The following is a 19,494-nucleotide window of genomic DNA, read 5'->3' as shown; positions in this document are numbered from 1 at the left end:
GTGAAAACACTGTCGATCGGGAACAGCAAGGGCATGGCACTGAGAATCGTCGTTCCCGAGGACCTGATCATGGATGGCCAGTGCGCGTTTCCCGTGGTCGGAGATGTCGCGGAGTACGCGCTGAGGTTCTACCATCGCGCAGATACCGAGGCCGGTCCGGGCGACTCGCCGGACTTCGGATCGGTCGTGACGGGAGAGATCGAGAACCTCGACGACAGACCGGTGCGTTCGATGTTGCTTCGTGGCGCCGGATTCACCGCATATCTGAAATCGGCCGACGAGCTGCGCGGTCCGGTCCATCTCCGCGGTTACTTCGAGGCGGATTTCGCCGCGCTGCTCCCCGAGTCCGCACGGGTGACGGGATCGATCCGGCGCCGGCAGTTGATCACGCACACGCGCCACCCCGATCCCGACGGGCGGTACCGTGCCGCAGGCACCTACACGCTGAGCGAGGTTCCCGACGGAAAGGCCGGCCTCCGGACCGGTCTGGTTCCCGCACCGCCACCTGTGTCGGGGCCGTTCGCGGGAACGGGCTGGGTCGCGATGGTGCCGCCGCGGGACGGTCCCTGGATCCGGGAGAGTGGAATCCTGGTGGAGCTCGATCCACTCAGCCCGGATAGCGCCGGGGCGTGAAGACCCTCGTCCCGTGTTCGTTCTCGACGACGGTCGTCATGGAGGAGCCCACGATGAGCAGGCACCGCATGTCGATCTCGGCCGGGTCGAGGTCGGCGAGCCGCACGACCCGCACCGACTCCTGCACACCGGCCACGTCGCGGCCGATGATCACCGGGGTGTCGGGGGAGCGGTGCTCGAGAACGAGGTCGCGCATCGCGGCGACCTGCCACGTGCGTGACTTCGACGCCGGGTTGTAGACGGCGAAGGCCATGTCGGCGCTCGCGACTGCCGAGATGCGTTGCGCCACGACGTCCCACGGCTTGAGGCGATCGGACAGGGACAGCACCGCGTAGTCGTGTCCGAGCGGTGCTCCGACCCGGCTCGCCACGGCGTTCGCGGCGGTCATGCCGGGCAGGACACGGACGGGGACGCCCCGCCACTGCTCCTCGGCGGCCACTTCCAGCACCGCGGCGGCCATCGCGAACACACCCGGGTCACCCGAGGACACCACGGCGACGCGGGCCCCGTTCTTGGCGAGGTCGAGCGCCATCGCGGCCCGTTCGGCCTCGACCCGGTTGTCGCTGGAGTGCCGGCGCTGGCCCGGGCGTTCGGGGACCCGGTCGATGTACGGCCCGTAGCCGACGAGGTCGGTGGCCAGCGACAGTTCGTGCTGCACTTCCGGGGTCGTCCAGGCCTGATCGCCGGGACCGAGGCCGACGACGACCAGTTCGCCCTGCGGCGGCGCATCGTCGCGGCGCGCGTTCGACGGACTGGGCACGACGGCGATCGAGAAGTAGGGGACGTCGCTGTCGGACACGTCGTCCGCGTGGTCGATCTTCTGCCGGGTCGTGCTGGCCCGCTCGACGTACCACGTCTCGTCGATGCGACCGGAATCCTTCAACGCCTGCCGCACCGCCGGGTAGGTGCGTCCGAGTTTCAGGATGGCGGCGGCGTCGGTCTCCCGCAGACGCCGCGTCAGCTCGGCGCGCGGCAGGGTGCCGGGCAGGACCGTGAGGATTTCCTCGCCCTCGACGAGCGGCATCGCCAGCGCGGCCGAGGCGGCGCTGATCGACGTCACGCCGGGAATCACCTCCGCTTCGAAGCGCTGCGCCAGCCTCTTGTGCATGTGCATGTAGGAGCTGTAGAAGAGCGGGTCGCCCGCCGCGAGGAGCGCCACCGAACGGCCGGCCTCGAGGTGCGCGGCGAGCCGCTGCGACGCTTCCTCGTAGAACTCGTCCATCGCCCCCTGGTATCCGCCCGGGTGATCGACGGTCTCGGTGGTGACCGGGTAGACGAGGTGCTCCTCGATCTGGCCCTCGCGCAGGTACGGCGCCGCGACCGCACGGGAGATGCTCTTGCCGTGCCTGGCGCTGTGGAACGCCACCACGTCGGCCTCGGCGATGACCCGCGCAGCCTTGACCGTCACCAGTTCCGGGTCGCCCGGTCCGATGCCGACGCCCCACAGCTTGCCGCTCGACCGCTCCTCGGAACTCATTCGACTTCGCTCGCAATCGCATTCAGCGCCGCAGCCGTGATGGCACTACCACCGCGGCGGCCGCGGACCACCAGATAGTCGAGTCCGCTCGGGTGCTCGATCAACGCTTCCTTCGACTCCGCCGCACCGATGAATCCGACCGGGCCGCCCACGATCGCGGCGGGCCGGGGCGCACCGGATTCGATCATGTCCAACAGGTAGAACAGGGCCGTGGGGGCGTTGCCGATCGCGACGACGGCGCCCTCCAGTTTGCTGCCCCACAATTCGAGCGCCGCCGCCGAGCGGGTGTTCCCGATCTGCTCCGCCAGCACCGGAACCCGGGGGTCGCGCAGGGTGCAGATCACCTCGTTGTCCGCCGGGAGACGCTTGCGGGTCACGCCGGCAGCGACCATCTGCGCGTCGCACAGGATGGGGGCGCCGTCCGCCAGCGCCGCGCGGGCGGCCTTCACGACACCGGGGGTGAACGCGACGTCGTCCACGAGATCGACCTGACCGCTCGCGTGGATCATGCGGACCACGGCCTGTGAGACGTCCTCGGGAAAGGCACTGAGATCCGCCTCGGCGCGGATCGTCGCGAAGGACTGGCGGTAGATCTCCGCGCCGTCTCGGATGTACTCGATCATCCGCTCACGATAGAGGCTGCGGGTTCACCGCTCCTCCACCCGGTAACCCGTCTCGGTGGCGACGACGTCGGCGACGTCGCCCTTGGGGCGGCCGCAGCACCGCTCGCAGCCCGACCAGTGCTGTCGGCCCTCCACCGGGAGTTCGCCGTTCGCGACGGCGCCCCGGGCATCGGTCCGCACATCGGCGAGCGCCTTCTCGCACCCGGGTTGCCCGGTGCAGGCGCTGACGTTCAGCCACGGGGAGTTCTCGTCGAAGATCAGGCCCATCGGGGCGAGGACCCGGACCACCTGCTCGGCGGACCACTCGTCCAGATCGCACAGGAGCACCGTTTTCCACGGCGTGACGATCACCGGCTTCTCGACGGCGGCGAGGAATTCCGCCAGCCGGGCCTCGAGCACCCCGAACGCGAGACCGCCGCCGAGGGTCACGTTGCCGTCCGGCTGGTCGAGCCACCCGATCGGCGGCCGGTGCTCGTCGAACCCGGGCACCGGGTCGGCGGTCGGTGCGAGCGTCAACGCCGACAGGGTCCGCTCGACTCCGTTCGCGATCTCCGACAACCGCCAGTGCCGATCGCGCAGCTCCAGGAAGACGCGGGCGGCGCTCAGGAGCACCGACACCGCGTCCGCCGTCGGGATCCGGACGCCGCTGTCGCGACCGGCGAGGATCAGCGCGACCTCCGACCCACCGACCGCGTGGACCCCGAAGTCGCCGCCGAGCGCCGAGACGTCGCCCCGGCCGTCGTCGAGGGTGAACAGGGTGCGGCCCGGCAGGTCCGCCAACGCGGAGTCGGCGCACAACGTCCGGTCCAGCACGCCGACCAGATCACGCAGGTCCGTGAGACCACCGATCCGGCCGGTCAGCGGCGAGACGAGGATGTTCCGGACCCGCTCGTGCGTTTCCGACGGCAGCAGGCCCGCGCCGGCGAGGCGGCGGGCGAACTCCAGCGGGTCGCGGACCGCCCGCAGTTGCGCATTGCCGCGGGAGGTCAGTTCGATCTCGCCGTTCCCGAGGTCGCGAGCCGACTCCGCGAGGGTCTGCAACTGGGAGGACGTCAGCACGCCACCGGGGAGGCGCACCCGGGCGAGCGCACCGTCGGCCGCCTGGTGGACCTGCAACGCGCCGGGGCATGCATCGGGGCGGGAACGGGAGTCGACCATGGTCCCAGGTTACGTCCGGCCCCGGGTAGCATCACCAGCACTTGCGACAGCAGGAGAGGAAGCCGGTGCGAATCCGGCGCGGTCGCGCCACTGTGAGCTCGCCGAAACCGGTGGGCGAGCCAGACCCTCACCTGCCGTCCTCCGACCTCCGGTTCCGCACAGAACCACCGCCACGGGGCGCGACACCCCCAGGAAGGCTCCACACGTGATCCTGCTGCTCTCCACCTCCGACACCGACCTGCTCAGCGCCCGCGCCAGCGGGGCGGACTACCGCTGGGCCAACCCGGCACGGCTGCTGGTCGAGGAGGATCTGCCGGGACTGCTCGACGGCGCCGACCTGGTCGTGGTGCGCATCCTCGGCGGCCGCCGGGCGTGGGAAGAGGGCCTCGACGCGGTCCTGGCCGGCGGGCTTCCGGTGGTGGTCCTCGGCGGCGAGCACGCCCCCGACGCGGAGCTCATGGAGTGCTCGACCGTCCCGGCCGGGGTCTCGGCGGAGGCACACAACTATCTCGCCGAGGGCGGCGCCGACAACCTCGCCCAACTGCACCACTTCCTGTCCGACACCGTGCTGCTGACCGGTCACGGTTTCGAGGCGCCGGTACACCTGCCGAGCTGGGGGGTCGCGCCGTTCGCCCCCGACGCCGACCCGGACCGCCCCACCATCGCCGTTCTCTACTACCGCGCCCAGCACCTGGCCGGCAACACCCGCTACATCGAGGCGCTGTGCGACGCCGTCGTGGCGGCAGGTGGCAGCCCGCTGCCGATCTTCTGCGCGTCGCTGCGCACGGCCGAACCGGAGTTGCTGCAGACGCTGCGCCGCGCGGACGCGATGGTGGTCACCGTGCTCGCCGCCGGCGGCACCAAGCCGGCCGGAGTCTCGGCCGGCGGCGACGACGAGGCATGGGACGTCGCCGCGCTGGCCGCGCTGGACGTGCCGATCCTGCAGGGGCTGTGCCTGACCAGCAGCCGGGAGTCGTGGGAGTCCAACGACGACGGACTGTCCCCGCTCGACGTCGCCACCCAGGTCGCGGTCCCCGAGTTCGACGGCCGGCTGATCACGGTGCCGTTCTCGTTCAAGGAGATCGACGCCGACGGCCTGTCCACCTACGTTCCCGACGCCGAGCGCGCCTCCCGGGTGGCGGGCATCGCCGTCCGGCACGCCCGGCTCCGGCACATCCCCGCACCCGAGCGCCGGATCGCCCTGATGCTGTCGGCGTACCCGACGAAACACGCCCGCATCGGCAACGCCGTCGGTCTCGACACCCCGGCCAGCGCGATCCGGTTGCTCACCGAGATGCGGGCCGCCGGCTACGACCTGGGACCCGCGGACGGACCGGATTCCGTGCCCGGCCTCGCCGCCCGCGACGGCGACGCGCTGATCCACGCCCTCATCGCCGCCGGCGGCCAGGACCCGGACTGGCTGACCGCCGAGCAACTGGAGGGCAACCCGATCCGGATCTCCGCGGCCCGCTACCGCGAATGGTTCTCGGCGCTGCCCGCGGAACTGCGCGAGGGTGTCGAGGAGCACTGGGGACCCGCGCCGGGCGAACTGTACGTCGACCGGTCGCAGGACCCTGCCGGTGAAATCGTCATCGCCGCAATGCAGTTCGGAAACCTCGTGCTGATGGTGCAGCCGCCCCGCGGATTCGGGGAGAAGCCGGTCGCGATCTACCACGACCCGGACCTGCCGCCGAGCCACCACTACCTCGCCGCGTACCGGTGGATCGCGGCGGACGCCGCGGCGGGTGGTTTCGGCGCCGACGCCGTCGTCCATCTCGGCAAGCACGGAAACCTCGAATGGCTGCCCGGAAAGACACTCGGCATGTCGGCTTCGTGCGGGACCGACGCCGCGCTCGGCGACCTGCCGCTGATCTACCCGTTCCTCGTCAACGACCCAGGGGAGGGCACGCAGGCCAAACGCCGCGCCCACGCGACCCTCGTCGATCACCTGATCCCGCCGATGGCCCGCGCCGAGAGTTACGGCGACATCTCGCGGCTCGAGCAACTCCTCGACGAGCACTCGAACATCTCCGCACTCGACCCGTCCAAGCTGCCCGCGATTCGCCAGCAGATCTGGACGCTGATGCGCGCCGCCAAGATGGACCACGACCTCGGACTCGAGGAACGTCCCGACGAGGACGTGTTCGACGACATGCTGCTGCACGTCGACGGCTGGCTGTGCGAGATCAAGGACGTCCAGATCCGGGACGGCCTCCACGTGCTCGGTGCGGCGCCCCGGGACGACGCCGAGGTGGAACTGGTGCTCGCCATGCTGCGTGCCCGCCAGATGTGGGGCGGCGAACAGAACGTCCCCGGACTCCGCGAGGCGCTCGGCCTCAGCGAGGACGGCGACGAATCCCGCACCCGGGTGGACGAGATCGAGCAGCAGGCGCACGCGCTGGTGCAGGGCATGCACGACGCCGAGTGGAACCCGGACGCCGCCGACACCCTCACCGACGACGCCACGGTCGCGAAGATCCTGCGCTTCGCGGCCACCGAGGTGGTGCCCCGGCTGCGGGAGACGGACAACGAGATCGCCCAGGTGCTGCACGCGCTCGACGGCGGTTTCATCGCCGCCGGGCCGAGCGGGTCGCCGCTGCGTGGGCTGATCAACGTGCTCCCGACGGGCCGGAACTTCTACTCCGTCGACCCGAAGGCCGTGCCGTCGCGGCTCGCCTGGGAGACCGGTCAGGCGATGGCCGAATCGTTGCTGGACCGCTACAGGTCCGATCACGGCGAATGGCCGCGGTCGGTGGGGCTGTCCGTGTGGGGCACGTCCGCGATGCGCACGTCCGGCGACGACATCGCCGAGGTCTTCGCGCTCCTCGGCGTCCGGCCGGTGTGGGACGAGGCGAGCCGGCGCGTGGTCAACCTCGAGGTGATCGACCTCGACGAACTGGGCCGTCCGCGGATCGACGTCACGGTCCGGATCAGCGGCTTCTTCCGGGACGCGTTCCCGCACGTCCTGGCGTTGCTCGACGACGCCGTCCGGCTCGTCGCCGCACTGGACGAACCCGCGGAGAGCAACTTCGTGCGCGCACACGCGCAGGCGGACCTCGCCGAGCACGGCGACGAACGGCGCGCGACCACCCGCATCTTCGGCTCCAAGCCGGGCACGTACGGGGCCGGACTGCTGCAGCTGATCGACTCCAAGAGCTGGCGCGGCGACGCCGACCTCGCCGACGTGTACACCACGTGGGGTGGGTTCGCGTACGGCCGCGGACTCGACGGCGCACCCGCCGCCGACGACATGCGGACGGCGTACCGGCGAATCACCGTGGCGGCCAAGAACACCGACACCCGCGAACACGACATCGCGGACGCCGACGACTACTTCCAGTACCACGGCGGTATGGTCGCGACCGTGCGGGCGCTCACCGGGACGTCGCCCGAGGCGTACATCGGCGACAGCACCCGGCCCGAGTCGGTGCGCACCCGCACCCTGTCGGAGGAGACGTCCCGCGTCTTCCGGGCCCGGGTCGTGAACCCGCGGTGGCTCGAGGCGATGCGCCGCCACGGGTACAAGGGTGCGTTCGAGATGGCGGCGACCGTCGACTACCTGTTCGGATACGACGCCACCACCAACGTCGTCGCCGACTGGATGTACGAGAAACTCGCCGAGTCGTACGTGCTGGACGAGCAGAACCGCAAGTTCATGGAACAGTCCAATCCGTGGGCGCTGCACGGCATCGCCGAACGCCTCCTCGAGGCGGCCGAGCGGGACATGTGGGAGCACCCCGAGCAGCAGACCCTCGACGGCCTGCGGCAGGTGTACCTCGAAACCGAAGGCGAACTCGAAGGAGACTGACCGGCATCGGGCTAGCATGGGCCGGGTGACCACAGAATTCGATCGGGTGTCGTCCGCGAAGTATGTCCTGCTCACCACGTTTCGGAAAGACGGCACCCCGGTGGCGACGCCGCTGTGGGCCGCCGCCGACGGTGACCGTCTGCTGATGTGGACGGTCACCGACTCCTACAAGGTCAAGCGCATCCGCCGCAATCCGGAGGTGACGGTGGCCGCGTGCGATGCGCGCGGCAAACCGAAGGGTCCCGAGGTTCCCGCCCGCGCCGTCATCCTCGATGCCGCGGACACCGACCACACCCGGGACGTGATCGCCCGCAAGTACGGCATCCTCGGCTGGCTCACGATGAAGGGCAGCCTCCTGCGCCGAGGGAAGACCGGAACCATCGGTCTCGCCGTCACAGCCGATGACCGGTAGCCGGCACCGCAGTAGTCTCGGTGCATGACGACTCTCGAGGACGCTGTCGCGCTGGCGCGGGATGACAACGGTCTGGCGGTGGTCGCCACTCTTCGCGCGAACGGAACCATTCAGGCGTCGATGGTCAACGTCGGCCTGCTCGAGCACCCGGCCACGGGCGAACCGGTTCTGGGATTCGTGACCTACGGAAAGGTGAAGTTGAACAACCTGAGGTCTCGCCCTCAGGTCGCCACCACCTTCCGGGACGGGTGGCAGTGGGCGACCGTCGAGGGAACCGCCGAGATAGCCGGTCCCGACGACCCCCGGCCGTGGCTCGACGACGAGAGATTGCGGCTTCTGCGTCGGGAGGTATTCGTCGCTGCCGGAGGCACGCACGAGGACTGGGACGAGTACGACCGGGTGATGGCCGAGCAGGGCCGGGCGGTCGTATTCGTCCGGGTCGATCGGGTCTACAGCAACTGACAAACCGCGAGGCACGAACCGCTCAGGCGAGGGTACGGAGGTGCTCGTCGATCATGCGGTGCGCCGAGTCGGGGGTGTCGGTGTCGCCGAGCAGGACGTGCATCGCGGCGCCGTCGACGAGTGCGTGCAGACGCATCGCCTCGGCGTCGACGTCGATGTCCGGCGCGACGAGACCGTGCTTTGCGAGACCGGTCAGGATCGCGGCGCACGCATCCCGGAGTTGTCGCTGGGCGTCGAGGGCGATGTCCTTCAGCAGGGGATGGGCGGGGCTCTCGGCGACGAGTGCCAGGTTCACTTCCATCTCGCAGCGCCGGCGAGCGTCGAGGGGGAGCACCTCGTCCAGCACGGCGAGGGCACGCTGCCACGGGTCGGCGATCGAGGCGTGGGCCTGTGCCCGTTCTCGGACCCGTGTCGCCACCAGACGCATGGAATAGGCGAGTAGGTCGGCCTTGCTGGCGAACACGTGCCGCAGTGATCCGCTGGAGATGCCCGCCTCGGCGGCGACGTCGCGGACGGACACGGCGCCGATGCCGTCCCGTTGGATCACCCGCCACAGAGCCTCGGCGATGTCCTGCTGCCTCCGGTCGTGGTCGATGAGCTTCGGCACCCCGCCATGTTAACACGGTCGTGTTAGCATCGGAATTTGTTGGCACGATCGTACTAACAAGTACCGGAGGGGCTGAACGGATGTCGTCGCAACCATCGAGTTCTCACCGCTACGCCGCGCTCGACGTCATGCGCGGTGCGGCGATCCTGGGCACGCTCGCCACCAACATCTGGATCTTCACCAACGTCGAGGGGCTCGTCGGATACATCGACGGCACCGGAAAGGCCACCGGCGGATGGGCTCCGGTGCAGGCGGTGCTGCAGCAATTCGCGCAGGGCAAGTTCCTCGGCCTGCTCACCGTCCTGTTCGGCATCGGACTGGTCATTCAGCAGCGTTCCGCCCAGCGGCGCGGTCAACGGTGGCCGGGCGGATACCCGTGGCGCGCAGCGCTGCTGATGCTCGACGGGGCGCTGCACTTCCTGCTGTTCACCGAATTCGACGTGCTGACCGGGTATGCCCTCACCGGACTGATCGTCGCCTTCATCCTCACCACGGGCATCCGCGCGCAACGAACGTGGATCGTGTGCGCGGTGGCCGTCCACGCGGCGATGCTCGCCCTCGTCGTCGCGGCCCTGTCCTCGGCGCCCGCGCGGGATCCGCAGCCGCTGTCGCCGAATCCCTACGCGGACGGCAGTTTCTGGGACCTCGTCGTCTTCCGCGCCGACAATCTGTTGCTGTTCCGGCTCGAGGTGCTGTTCATCCTGCCGCTGTCGATCGCCCTGTTCCTCGTCGGCGCGCACCTCTACGGTGCGCGCGTCCTCGACCCGGACCGTGGCGCGCTGCGGCGCCGCCTCATGATCGCCGGCCTGGCGATCGCCCTCCCGCTCGACTTCGCGCTCGGACTGTTCGGCGGAGACGCGGGCCTGATCCTCGGCAGGTACGGCACCGCGCCGATCGTCGCGTTGGGACTACTCGCCGCGATCGCGCACCGCTACGCCGACGGCCGCGCACCCGGCGCGCCCGGCCGGGCGCTCTCGGGCGTCGGCCGCACCGCGCTCAGTTGCTATGTGCTGCAGAACGTTCTGTGCTCGATCGTCTGCTACGGCTGGGGATTCGGCCTCGCGGCCAGATTGGACGGCACCACCGTGGTTCCGGCGACGCTCGCACTGTTCGGCGCCGTCTCGGCGACGCTGATCGTCGTGTCGCGCCTGTGGTTGCGGCGATTCGATCGTGGGCCGCTCGAATGGCTCACACATCGGGGCTACCAGCGGCTCACCCGGGCGGACCGGGAGGACGTCACCGCGCCAGCAGCGTCGTCCATTCCGTGAACTCGAGAGCGTACGGCGGTGCCGGCGTCGTCACGGACGGGCACGGCTGTCGCCGAGTCGCCAGTTCCACCAGCGACTTCGCTGCCCGCAACACGCTGACGTGGTGATGGCGGGAGACGTCGAGCAATTCCTCGAACGCCTCGGCGTCGCCGTATCCGCGGGTGGCGATGAGGATGCCCTTCGCGGTGGCGAGGACCTCGCGCCCGTCCGGGTGGCGGTGCGAAAGCGAATGGGCAGGCGGTGCAGCCTCGAGGACGTCGTTCGACACGGGGATCTCCTGGATTGTGGTACTTCGCTGAATGCTCGGCGCGGTCATACCGCCGCCACCATCAGCGCCGTGGCGAGGACGACGATCAGTCCCCCCGTCACGGCGGCGAGAACTGAACCGGTGATGATGCCTATTCCGGTGGCGCAGACGAGGCAGACGAACGTCGTCAGTGCCACGTCGGCGAGCGCGAACCGTCTCGTGACCTTGGTGTGGCCGTGGAGTGCTTCGCGGATGCGGGTATCGGAGTGCATGAAACCTCCTTGTCGGACATGCACGGGCGGACTCGGCGCATGCGTCGGCCACGCGGCGATGCGGGAGTTTCGGTCCCGTTCTCTGGAGACCTGCATATGACATCCGCGGCGAAACGTCTCTGGAGTGAGAAATCTCATATGCGTGATGTCTGCAGCATTTATAACGGAAAGCTCACGGCCTGTCACCTAGACGAGCGTCCGCATAGAAATCGCGCCCTCACAGTGCCTTGCTGACCGAAGACATGTGGAAGTCCGGCACCCGCAGCGACGGCATCGCGGTCCGCGTGAACCAGTCCTTCCACTCGCGGGGCAGGGTCCGCTCGGTTGCGCCGGCCTGCGTGACCCTCCGCAGTAGGTCGAGGGGGCTCTCGTTGAAGCGGAAATTGTTCACGGCACCCGTGACCTTCCCGTTCTCGACGAGGTAGACGCCGTCCCGCGTCAATCCCGTGAGCAGCAGTGTGGCGGGGTCGACCTCCCGGATGTACCAGAGGGTGGTCAGCAGCAACCCGCGTTCGGTCTCGGCCACCATCTGGTCGAGCGACACCGAACCGCCGGCGTCGAGGATCAGGTTGTCGCCGGGCACGGTCGCCTCGGCGCCGAACTCCTCCGCCGCCGACCGCGGGTACGCGAGCGCACCGACGGTGCCGTCACGGATCCAGTCGACCCGGCCCGCGTCCATCCCGTTGTCGAAGACGGACACCGACTCGGACGACGACCCGGCGATCACGAACGGCGCGTACTCCAGGCCGAGCGCGGCGGGATCGGAATAGAGGGTGAGGGGGAGTGCACCGAGCTTCTCCCCGATGCGGGTGCCCCCCGGTGCCGACAGGGCCGAATGTCCCTCTTCCGCGGCCCTGCCCTCCATGGTCCACATGAGGTAGATCATGAGGTCCGCGACCGCGGACGGCGGCAGGATCGTCTCGTACCGGCCCGCGGGCAACTCCACCCGGTTGCCGGCCCAATCCAGGCGCGTCGACAGGTCCTCGAGCAACTTCACTCCGGCCACATCGGTGAAGTCCTTGGTGCTGGTGCCCACCCAGGCGCTGGCGTCGCCGCGTTTGCCGTTGATCTCGACCGACCCGGTCGGCTGGACGAATCGGCGGCGGATCCCTGTCGACGTGCCCAGCCAGGTGGTGTGCAGCTGATGGTGCGCGAAACCGTAGAGCTGATCGGCGCCGTCGAAGCCCATGCTCAGATCCTGGGCGAGTTGTTCGAACGCGCCGATCTCGGTGCGCTGCGCCGAATCCTCCCAGCGCTCGTCGGTGCCGGTTCCGGTGAGCAGGGGCATCGCGTCGGACGCGGGTGTGGCTGCGCGGGCTGAGATTTCGGCCGATCGGACCACTCCGTCGATGTCGGCGACGTCGACGGACGCGGAGGTGACGATCCCGACCCTGGCGTCCTGCCCGGACCGGACGATGGCGATGACCGTCCAACTGCGCGAGGTGGACACGCCGTTGGTGGTCATCGAGTTGCCCGCCCACCGCAGCGACGCCTCGCTGGCATCGGTGACGATCACGATGGTTTCGTCCACGGTGGCCCGGGCGAGGACCTGCTCGACGAGTTGCTGCGGTGCGATCATCGGCCGCCTTCCGTCCGGGTGTTCAGTACGTTGACGCCGCGGAACAGCGCCGACGGGCAGCCGTGGCTGACGGCTGCGACCTGACCGGGCTGTGCCTTGCCGCAGTTGAAGGCGCCTCCGAGCTGCCAGGTGGACCGGCCGCCGACGGCGTCCATCGAACCCCAGAAGTCGGTGGTGGTCGCCTGGTAGGCGACGTCGCGGAGTTGCCCGTCGAGCTTGCCGCCGCGGATGCGATAGAACCGCTGGCCGGTGAACTGGAAGTTGGAGCGCTGCATGTCGATCGACCAGGACTTGTCGCCCACCACGTAGATGCCGTCCTCCACGCCGGAGATCAGGTCCTCGGTGCTGCGATCGGTGTCGGGATCGGGCTGCAACGACACGTTCGCCATCCGCTGGATCGGGACGTGGTGCGGCGAGTCGGCGTACGAGCAGCCGTTCGACCGCTCCAGCCCGAGCCGGGGCGCGAACGCCCGGTCGAGTTGATAGCCGACGAGAATCCCGTCGGCGACCAGGTCCCACGACTGCGTCTCGACGCCGTCGTCGTCGTACCCGACCGTGGCGAGGCCGTGCCGCTCGGTCCGGTCGGCGGTCACATGCATGATCGGTGTCCCGTAGCGCAGCGTGCCGAGCTTGTCGGGCGTGGCGAACGAGGTGCCGGCGTAGGCGGCCTCGTAGCCAATCGCGCGGTCGTACTCGGTGGCGTGCCCGATGGACTCGTGGATCGTCAACCACAGGTTGGTCGGGTCGATCACCAGATCGGTGGGGCCGGCCACCACGCTGGGGGCCTTCACCTTCTCGGCGAGCAGGTCCGGGATGCGGGCGAGTTCGTCGGTCCAGTTCCACACCCCGTCTCCGGCGACGTATTCCCATCCGCGGCCGGCGGGGGGAGCGAGAGTGCGCATCGTCTCGAACACGCCTGCCGACTGGTCGACGGTGGTCGCCTCGAGTTGCGGATGTAGCCGCACCCGCTGCTGCACGATGGAGGACCCGGCGAGGTCGGCGTAGAACGTCTGCTCCTTCACCTGCAGGCATCCCGCGGTGACGTGGTCGACCCCGTCGGAGGCGAGCAGCCGGCGGGAGTATTCGCCCAGCAGCGAGATCTTCTCCGACGCGGGGATGTCGAACGGGTCGACGTCGTAGTCGGACACCCAGCGCACGTCCGAGTGCACCGGCTCGTCCGCGAGTTCGACGTGTTCCCGGTTCAGCCCGCGCAGCGCCCGGGCGACGGCGACGGCCTGTTCCGCGGTGGCGGCGGCGGTCGCGGGGGTCAGCTCGGCATGCGAGGCGAAACCCCACGTGCCGTCGACGACCACCCGGACCGCGAACCCGAGTTCGTCCGTGTCGACCGCCGACTGCACCTCGCCGTCGCGGAGCCGCAGGGACTGGCTGGTCAGTCGGTGTACCCGTAGGTCGGCGTGCGACGCACCCGCGGCGCGGGCGGCGGCGAGCGCGGCGTCCGCCAGCGAACGCAGCGGAAGGGCAAGGAATTCCGGATCAACCTGTCGTGGAGCCGTCACCTGGACCACCGTAGTCGGTCGATCACCCGAATTGCTGCCAACCCAACCGGATCACCATGGCGATCACCACGATCAGCAGGGTGATCCGGACGAAACCGGCACCCTTGCTCAGCGCCATCCGCGAACCGGTGATCGCTCCGATCACGTTGCAGACCGCCATGCTCAAACCGAGCGCCCACAGCACGTGGCCGGTGGCGGCGAAGAACACCAGCGCACCGAGATTCGATCCGAGATTGATCACCTTCGCCATCGCGGCGCTGCGCACGAATTCCGTGCCGAGGAACGTGGCGAAACTGATGATGAGGAACGTCCCGGTGCCCGGCCCGAACAGGCCGTCGTAGAAACCGAGGAGCCCGGCGGAGAGCAGGACGACGGCGACGACCTTCCGTCGGGTCGGCGGATCCTTCGCCAGCGTCGTCCCGAGTTGCGGACGGATGGTCACGAACACGGCGACCCCGACGAGCACCGCCATGATGAGTGGGATGAAGACGTCCTTGTCGATGTGCGACACCGTTGCGGCGCCGAGCGCGGACGTCACCGCCGCGAGCACACCGGCGGGAACCAGCAGCCGCCAGTTCATGGGGATGCGGCGCGCAAACGTGACGACGGCGGCGGACGTGCCGGTGAACGCGGTGAGCTTGTTGGTGGCCAGTGCCGCCTGCGGCGTCAGCTGGGGTGCGACGAGAAACAGTGCGGGAATGAGGATCAGCCCGCCGCCGCCGACGACAGCGTCCACCCACCCGGCAGCCGTCGCGGCGGTGAGAAGAAGCGCCCAGTCACCCACATTCATGGTGCCGACTCAACCACACGCGCCGCGAGGTACTTACGCTGAGCACATGAGGAGGTTCAGTCTGTGGCTGCGGGGCAAGCCGACGGTTGCGGACTCGATGTTGGCGGCGATCCTGTTCACCCTCGAGGTGTTCGTGTTCACCGCGTCGGGCGACCGCTCGCCGTGGGTGCAGCTGGTGATGGGTTTCCTGCTGTGCCTGCCGATTGCGTGGCGCCGCAGGTATCCGCGGGCGGCGGCAGGTGCCGTGCTGGTGATGTCGATCACGATCACCTTCATCAGCTATTCCATCGGCGACCTCGATGCCGAGCACCCCGGCCTGCTGGCCCTCGCCGTCGCCCTCTACACGCTCGTCGCCTACGTCGACCGCCGCACCGCCGCGATCTACGCGGTGGGCCTGGTCGTCGACTCCGTACTGTCGATCTGGTTGCTGGAGCAGGAACTGCTGGCAGCCGGACTGTACTCGGTGCTCGTGTTCGCGCTGTCCTGGATCACCGCGGAATTCCTCGGCGCCCGTCGCGCCTACGACGAAGAGGTCGCGGCTCGCCTCGTCGTCGCGGACTACGACCGGGATCGACGCGCCGAGGACGCGGTGGCCGCCGAGCGGACCCGGATCGCCCGGGAACTGCACGACGTGGTCGCACACGCGGTGAGCGTGATGATCGTGCAGGCCGACGGTGCGTCCTACGCCCTGAAGAGCAACCCCGACATCGCGAAGCAGGCACTGACCAACATCGCGAGCACCGGGCGGGAGGCACTAGCGGAACTGCGGCGCACCGTGTCGCTGCTCCGCACCGAACCGGCGACCGACGACATGCCCCAGCACGGCACGGCCGGTCTCGCCCGGGTGGTCGACATGATGCGCAGCGCCGGCCTGCCCGTGGAACTCGAGCTGACGGGGGAGCTGGACGACATCAGTCCGGCGGTCAGCCTCGGCGTCCACCGGCTGGTTCAGGAATCGCTGACCAACGTCCTCCGGCACGCCGGCGAACGCCCGCGTGCCAAGGTTCGGGTGCGGCGCCGCGAGACGGATGTCCTCGTCGAGATCACCGACAACGGCAACGCGTCCGGACAGTTCTCGCTCGGGTCGGGCAACGGGCTGCTCGGGATGCGGGAGCGGGTCGCCGTGTTGCACGGCACGCTCGAGGCGGGACGGCAGACCGACGGGAGTTGGCGGGTCACCGCGGAACTGCCACTCCAGCTGGAGGACTGAGCGGCCCGATCCCTCGGGCGACCTTCTGTTCACCGGGTTCGGAGCGAGACCACACGACGATCGCAAAGGCCACACCGACGCAGCGCACGGCACCGAGATGACCGACACACTCGTCAGTGTCTTCATGACGTCGAACCACCCGAGCCTGCCATCACAATCCGGGGTCAAAGTTACGCACGGTGCGCCTGCAGTCGTGGATACTGCACCGGTGATGCTGACCAAACGGACCTGTTCTTCGGCCATGTCGCTGGTGATCCTCGCTGTCGCGGCCATGCTGGTCGCGACTCCGGGGAGCAGCGCCGCCGCACCGCCGGCCTGGCGATACACGATGGTGGCGTTCAGCAACGACAGCGACCGCGACATGGATATATACGAGTCGGGGGACGGCACGGGGTTCGAACCCCTACGGCTGTCGTCGTTTCGGCCCCCGTCAGGGCTCGTACGTGACCCGAGCATCTTCCGGAACACAGACGGGTTGTATTACGTCACCTACACAACCGGCGGCGGGGCGAATATCGGCTTCGCACGCAGTAGTGACCGCATCAACTGGACTCCCCTGGGGAACTACCCGGTTCCGTTCTGCTGCGCATTCATGCCAGGCACCGGGGATGGCACCGGTTTCGAGAGCCCGCCGGGCTTCTCGGGGTCGGCCGGGTTCAAGGACGGACCGTCGCTGTCGCCATTCGTCACCAAAGCCTGGGCGCCCGAATGGTTCGTGGACGGCGACCGCGTCAACGTCATCCTATCCCTGTCGACCGGTGGAGGATTCGTGCCGTATCTGATGACGGCGCTGGAACCATCGCTCAGGTTGTGGAGCCCGCCTGTTCCGCTCGCCGGGATCGGCGCGGACCACATCGACACCACGGTGGTGAAGGTGGGATCGACCTATCATGCGTTTACCAAGAACGAGACGAAGAAGGTCGTCGAGCATGCGGTCGCGTCCTCGGTGACTGGACCCTATTCATTCGTCCCGCCTGGAGATTGGGGCTCGCTGGTGGAGGGGCCGGCTGTGGTTCAGTTGCCGAACGGCGCCTGGCGGATCTATCTCGACGCCTATACGGAAGGTAAGTATCTCTATTCCGACAGCACGGACGGGCTGCGCACGTGGTCGCCCGTGCAGGAGCTTCCGGCACTTTCCGGGACGGCGCGCCATGTCGGCGTGATGACGGAGCCGGCATAACGACGACTCGGTGAGGGGCATGGCGTCAGCGAACGGTTGAGTCCGATCAGACGGAGGACGATCGCCGCATTCGGCCGCCACCGGCACTTGATCTCCAAGATTCCGCGACGGTGCGATCTCCGTGTCATCTACCAATCACGGCGTGAGGTCGGGGAGGCGAACAGATGGGCGCGGGATCCGTGCCGTTCGACAATTACTACCCGATCGCCATGGAGTTCAGAAGAAGCGATGGCTCGCGCTCCCACGGAGTGTGGGGTTTAGGCGCCGGCGGCGGGTCAAGCGCTGACGGCGAACGCACCCAGTGTGCTCGGGGCACCGCTCGTCAGCGTGGATCAATCAGCCCGGCAGATCACTGTCTGGCCGGACATACAGATGTTCTTCCCCGGGGACGCCAACGCCGTCGAAGAAGCCGGCCGATGCCTGACCACTTCCTCATCCCGGAAGTCCAGTGTGGTTTGTAGCGAGTTGCGGCTGCGGCCTCGTCGACCCTCGCGAGAGAGGTGTCCGATTTGTCCGTTTATCCCGTAGGCTGTTGTCCACCGCCGATCGAGGACTCCGTATCGGGAGAAGGGACATGGGCCACCGTCACAGACCCGGGCCGCGTCGACTCGGGCGGCCGCGATGAACACCACGGCGGCCAACATCGGGCTCGTACTGCTCTTCGTGCTGGTCGGTGGCGTGTTCGCCGCCACCGAAATCGCCTTGGTCTCGCTGCGTGAGGGCCAGCTCCGCAACCTGGAGCGGCGCGGGGTACGCGGCGCCCGCACCGCCGCCCTGGCCCGGGACCCGAACCGATTCCTTTCGGCGGTGCAGATCGGGGTCACTGTGGCGGGATTTCTGTCTGCCGCCTACGGCGCCTCCACCATCGCACCGGCCCTGGTGCCCGCCCTGGAAACCTGGGGACTGCCGCACGGGGTCGCCGCGACGGTTGCACTGGTTTCCACCACCCTGGTGATCGCGTACCTGTCCCTGATCCTGGGAGAGCTCGTGCCCAAAAGGATTGCGCTGCAACGTGCCACCGAAGTCTCCTTGCTGACCGCTCCGCCCCTGGACCGGTTCGCCACCGTGATGCGTCCGGTGATCTGGCTGCTGTCGGTGTCCACCGACGCGCTGGTGCGGCTGTTCGGTGGGGACCCGAGAGCGAAGAGCGAGGCCATCACCCACGAGGAGCTGCGCGATCTCCTCCTCGGGCACACCGCACTCGCCGACGGTGAACGCCGCATCCTGGCCGAGGTTTTCGACGCCGGGCAACGCTCACTCGTGGAGGTGATGCGGCCGCGCACCGATGTCGATTTCCTACCCGGGGACACCTCACTCGCCATGGCGCGGCAGCTGGCATTGGAGCGCGGTCACTCCCGGTATCCGGTCACCGGCACCTCGTTCGACGACGTCGTCGGATTCGTCCATCTGCGTGATCTGCTCCTCGCCGACGAACACGTGGTGACCACGGTGGCCGACATGAGCAGGCCCGTCCCGCAGCTTCCCACGTCCAAGCCGGCGTTGGCGGCCCTGTCCGAGATGCGTCGCGACAATCTCCAGATCGCGATTGTCGTCGACGAATACGGCGGGACCGCGGGCATCGTCACGCTCGAAGACATCGTCGAGGAGGTGGTCGGGGAGATCGGGGACGAATTCGACGCCCGACACCCCGTGGACGTCCCGTCGCGGCGCCCGCGGAGCGTGGACGGTCTGTTGATCGCCGAGGACTTCGAGCGGGACACCGGGATCGCGGTGCCCGACGGTCCCTACGAGACGGTGGCGGGGTTCGTATTGCACCGGCTCGAACGCCTGCCACAACTCGGCGACACCGTCACCGTCGACGGCGCCGAACTCAGCGTCAGTGCTCTTGACGGGCGCCGCATCTCCCGCCTGTGTGTCACCTTCCCCTGGCCGGCCCGGCCAGCACCGGAGGTGGGGACCACGCCGCAGCGACGGTGACTGCCCGGGGTCGGCGAGGCGGCTGCGGTGGTGGGGGATGGTGCATGTAACGCCACGTCGTGTGAAGCAGATCACACATATGCGTGGATGCTGGACGGCCCACGCGACCGCCGCGGTGGCGGCCCGATACCCGAGTGACGAAGGCAGAATTCTCATGGCGATACCCTCGACCCCGTCGATTCCCGTGCCCACATCCCGACCGTGGCGGCGGCCCGGTGCGATGAGCACCGCCGAGATCAAGGCGCGGGTCGAGGCCATGTTCGCCGACGATCGCCGGCCGAACACCCCGACCGCTCGCTGACGCGTCGCCGGT

18 protein-coding genes and 1 riboswitch are annotated in these 19,494 nt (G+C 68.8%); of the genes, 9 read left to right on the top strand and 9 right to left on the bottom strand.

All coding sequences use genetic code 11. The annotated features are described in order from the left end of the window. Entirely contained in the window at positions 1-633 is a 633-nt protein-coding gene (locus ACFU5V_RS12615) for a hypothetical protein (RefSeq protein WP_378438576.1), read from the top strand. On the opposite strand, the gene ACFU5V_RS12610 is transcribed toward ACFU5V_RS12615, so the two are convergent. Genes ACFU5V_RS12610 through cobG form a run of 3 tightly spaced genes read right to left on the bottom strand, consistent with a single transcriptional unit; the run spans position 608 to position 3,891 of the window. Continuing rightward, on the bottom strand, positions 608-2,110 hold the full coding sequence (locus ACFU5V_RS12610) for a precorrin-2 C(20)-methyltransferase (RefSeq protein WP_378438578.1): 1,503 nt from the start codon (positions 2,108-2,110) through the stop codon (positions 608-610). The two genes, ACFU5V_RS12615 and ACFU5V_RS12610, sit on opposite strands and share 26 nt — an antisense overlap. Continuing rightward, entirely contained in the window at positions 2,107-2,733 is a 627-nt protein-coding gene (locus tag ACFU5V_RS12605; protein WP_095864132.1) for a precorrin-8X methylmutase, read from the bottom strand. Before ACFU5V_RS12605 ends, ACFU5V_RS12610 begins: the two co-directional genes overlap by 4 nt. Positions 2,734-2,757: 24 nt before the next feature. Next, positions 2,758-3,891: a precorrin-3B synthase gene (gene cobG, locus ACFU5V_RS12600; protein WP_378699498.1), complete on the bottom strand. Its 1,134-nt coding sequence runs from the start codon at positions 3,889-3,891 to the stop codon at positions 2,758-2,760. A gap of 6 nt (positions 3,892-3,897) precedes the next feature. Continuing rightward, a riboswitch (cobalamin riboswitch) is annotated at positions 3,898-4,041 on the top strand. Positions 4,042-4,096: 55 nt separating this feature from the next. Between cobG and cobN the strand changes: the two genes are divergently transcribed. From cobN to ACFU5V_RS12585, 3 genes are read left to right on the top strand one after another with little or no spacing between them, the layout of a single operon-like run. Next, positions 4,097-7,699 (top strand): cobaltochelatase subunit CobN, encoded by a 3,603-nt coding sequence (cobN, locus tag ACFU5V_RS12595; RefSeq protein ID WP_378699496.1) that lies wholly within the window; start codon positions 4,097-4,099, stop codon positions 7,697-7,699. Between the two features lie 16 nt (positions 7,700-7,715). After that, positions 7,716-8,111, top strand: a complete 396-nt coding sequence (locus ACFU5V_RS12590) for a PPOX class F420-dependent oxidoreductase (RefSeq protein WP_087557467.1) — start codon at positions 7,716-7,718, stop codon at positions 8,109-8,111. Positions 8,112-8,135: 24 nt separating this feature from the next. Then, positions 8,136-8,573 carry a TIGR03618 family F420-dependent PPOX class oxidoreductase gene (locus ACFU5V_RS12585; RefSeq protein ID WP_378438587.1) on the top strand — a complete coding sequence of 146 codons (438 nt, stop codon included), beginning with the start codon at positions 8,136-8,138 and terminating at the stop codon, positions 8,571-8,573. A gap of 22 nt (positions 8,574-8,595) precedes the next feature. On the opposite strand, the gene ACFU5V_RS12580 is transcribed toward ACFU5V_RS12585, so the two are convergent. Further along, on the bottom strand, positions 8,596-9,180 hold the full coding sequence (locus tag ACFU5V_RS12580) for a TetR/AcrR family transcriptional regulator (RefSeq protein WP_378699494.1): 585 nt from the start codon (positions 9,178-9,180) through the stop codon (positions 8,596-8,598). Between the two features lie 80 nt (positions 9,181-9,260). Between ACFU5V_RS12580 and ACFU5V_RS12575 the strand changes: the two genes are divergently transcribed. Beyond that, positions 9,261-10,448 carry a DUF418 domain-containing protein gene (locus tag ACFU5V_RS12575; RefSeq protein WP_378699492.1) on the top strand — a complete coding sequence of 396 codons (1,188 nt, stop codon included), beginning with the start codon at positions 9,261-9,263 and terminating at the stop codon, positions 10,446-10,448. Here ACFU5V_RS12575 and ACFU5V_RS12570 read toward each other — a convergent pair. The 5 genes from ACFU5V_RS12570 to ACFU5V_RS12550 form a co-directional block, all read right to left on the bottom strand. Beyond that, positions 10,417-10,764 (bottom strand): ANTAR domain-containing protein, encoded by a 348-nt coding sequence (locus ACFU5V_RS12570; RefSeq protein ID WP_378699489.1) that lies wholly within the window; start codon positions 10,762-10,764, stop codon positions 10,417-10,419. The genes ACFU5V_RS12575 and ACFU5V_RS12570 overlap by 32 nt on opposite strands. Further along, positions 10,761-10,967, bottom strand: coding sequence for a hypothetical protein (locus ACFU5V_RS12565; RefSeq protein WP_378437223.1), 207 nt, complete (start codon positions 10,965-10,967; stop codon positions 10,761-10,763). Before ACFU5V_RS12565 ends, ACFU5V_RS12570 begins: the two co-directional genes overlap by 4 nt. A 217-nt stretch (positions 10,968-11,184) precedes the next feature. Further along, positions 11,185-12,546, bottom strand: coding sequence for a metallopeptidase TldD-related protein (locus ACFU5V_RS12560; RefSeq protein WP_378699486.1), 1,362 nt, complete (start codon positions 12,544-12,546; stop codon positions 11,185-11,187). After that, a complete protein-coding gene (locus tag ACFU5V_RS12555) occupies positions 12,543-14,063 on the bottom strand; it encodes a TldD/PmbA family protein (protein WP_378699484.1) in 1,521 nt (506 codons plus the stop codon). Before ACFU5V_RS12555 ends, ACFU5V_RS12560 begins: the two co-directional genes overlap by 4 nt. Positions 14,064-14,085: 22 nt before the next feature. Further along, a complete protein-coding gene (locus tag ACFU5V_RS12550) occupies positions 14,086-14,853 on the bottom strand; it encodes a TSUP family transporter (protein ID WP_378437229.1) in 768 nt (255 codons plus the stop codon). A gap of 46 nt (positions 14,854-14,899) precedes the next feature. Between ACFU5V_RS12550 and ACFU5V_RS12545 the strand changes: the two genes are divergently transcribed. The 4 genes from ACFU5V_RS12545 to ACFU5V_RS12530 all read left to right on the top strand — a co-directional run bounded on the left by ACFU5V_RS12545 (position 14,900) and on the right by ACFU5V_RS12530 (position 19,482). Then, on the top strand, positions 14,900-16,063 hold the full coding sequence (locus tag ACFU5V_RS12545; RefSeq protein WP_378699482.1) for a sensor histidine kinase: 1,164 nt from the start codon (positions 14,900-14,902) through the stop codon (positions 16,061-16,063). A 211-nt stretch (positions 16,064-16,274) separates the two neighbouring features. Then, positions 16,275-17,243, top strand: a complete 969-nt coding sequence (locus ACFU5V_RS12540) for an arabinofuranosidase (RefSeq protein WP_378699633.1) — start codon at positions 16,275-16,277, stop codon at positions 17,241-17,243. A 621-nt stretch (positions 17,244-17,864) separates the two neighbouring features. After that, positions 17,865-19,181 carry a hemolysin family protein gene (locus ACFU5V_RS12535; RefSeq protein ID WP_378699480.1) on the top strand — a complete coding sequence of 439 codons (1,317 nt, stop codon included), beginning with the start codon at positions 17,865-17,867 and terminating at the stop codon, positions 19,179-19,181. Between the two features lie 154 nt (positions 19,182-19,335). Beyond that, a complete protein-coding gene (locus ACFU5V_RS12530; protein ID WP_378437237.1) occupies positions 19,336-19,482 on the top strand; it encodes a hypothetical protein in 147 nt (48 codons plus the stop codon). The last annotated feature ends 12 nt before the right edge of the window (positions 19,483-19,494 follow it).

It is taken from the genome of Rhodococcus sp. NPDC057529, from assembly GCF_042802055.1.
Taxonomy (GTDB): Bacteria; Actinomycetota; Actinomycetes; order Mycobacteriales; family Mycobacteriaceae; genus Rhodococcus_F.
This window is presented reverse-complemented; position numbering and strand designations above follow the sequence as displayed.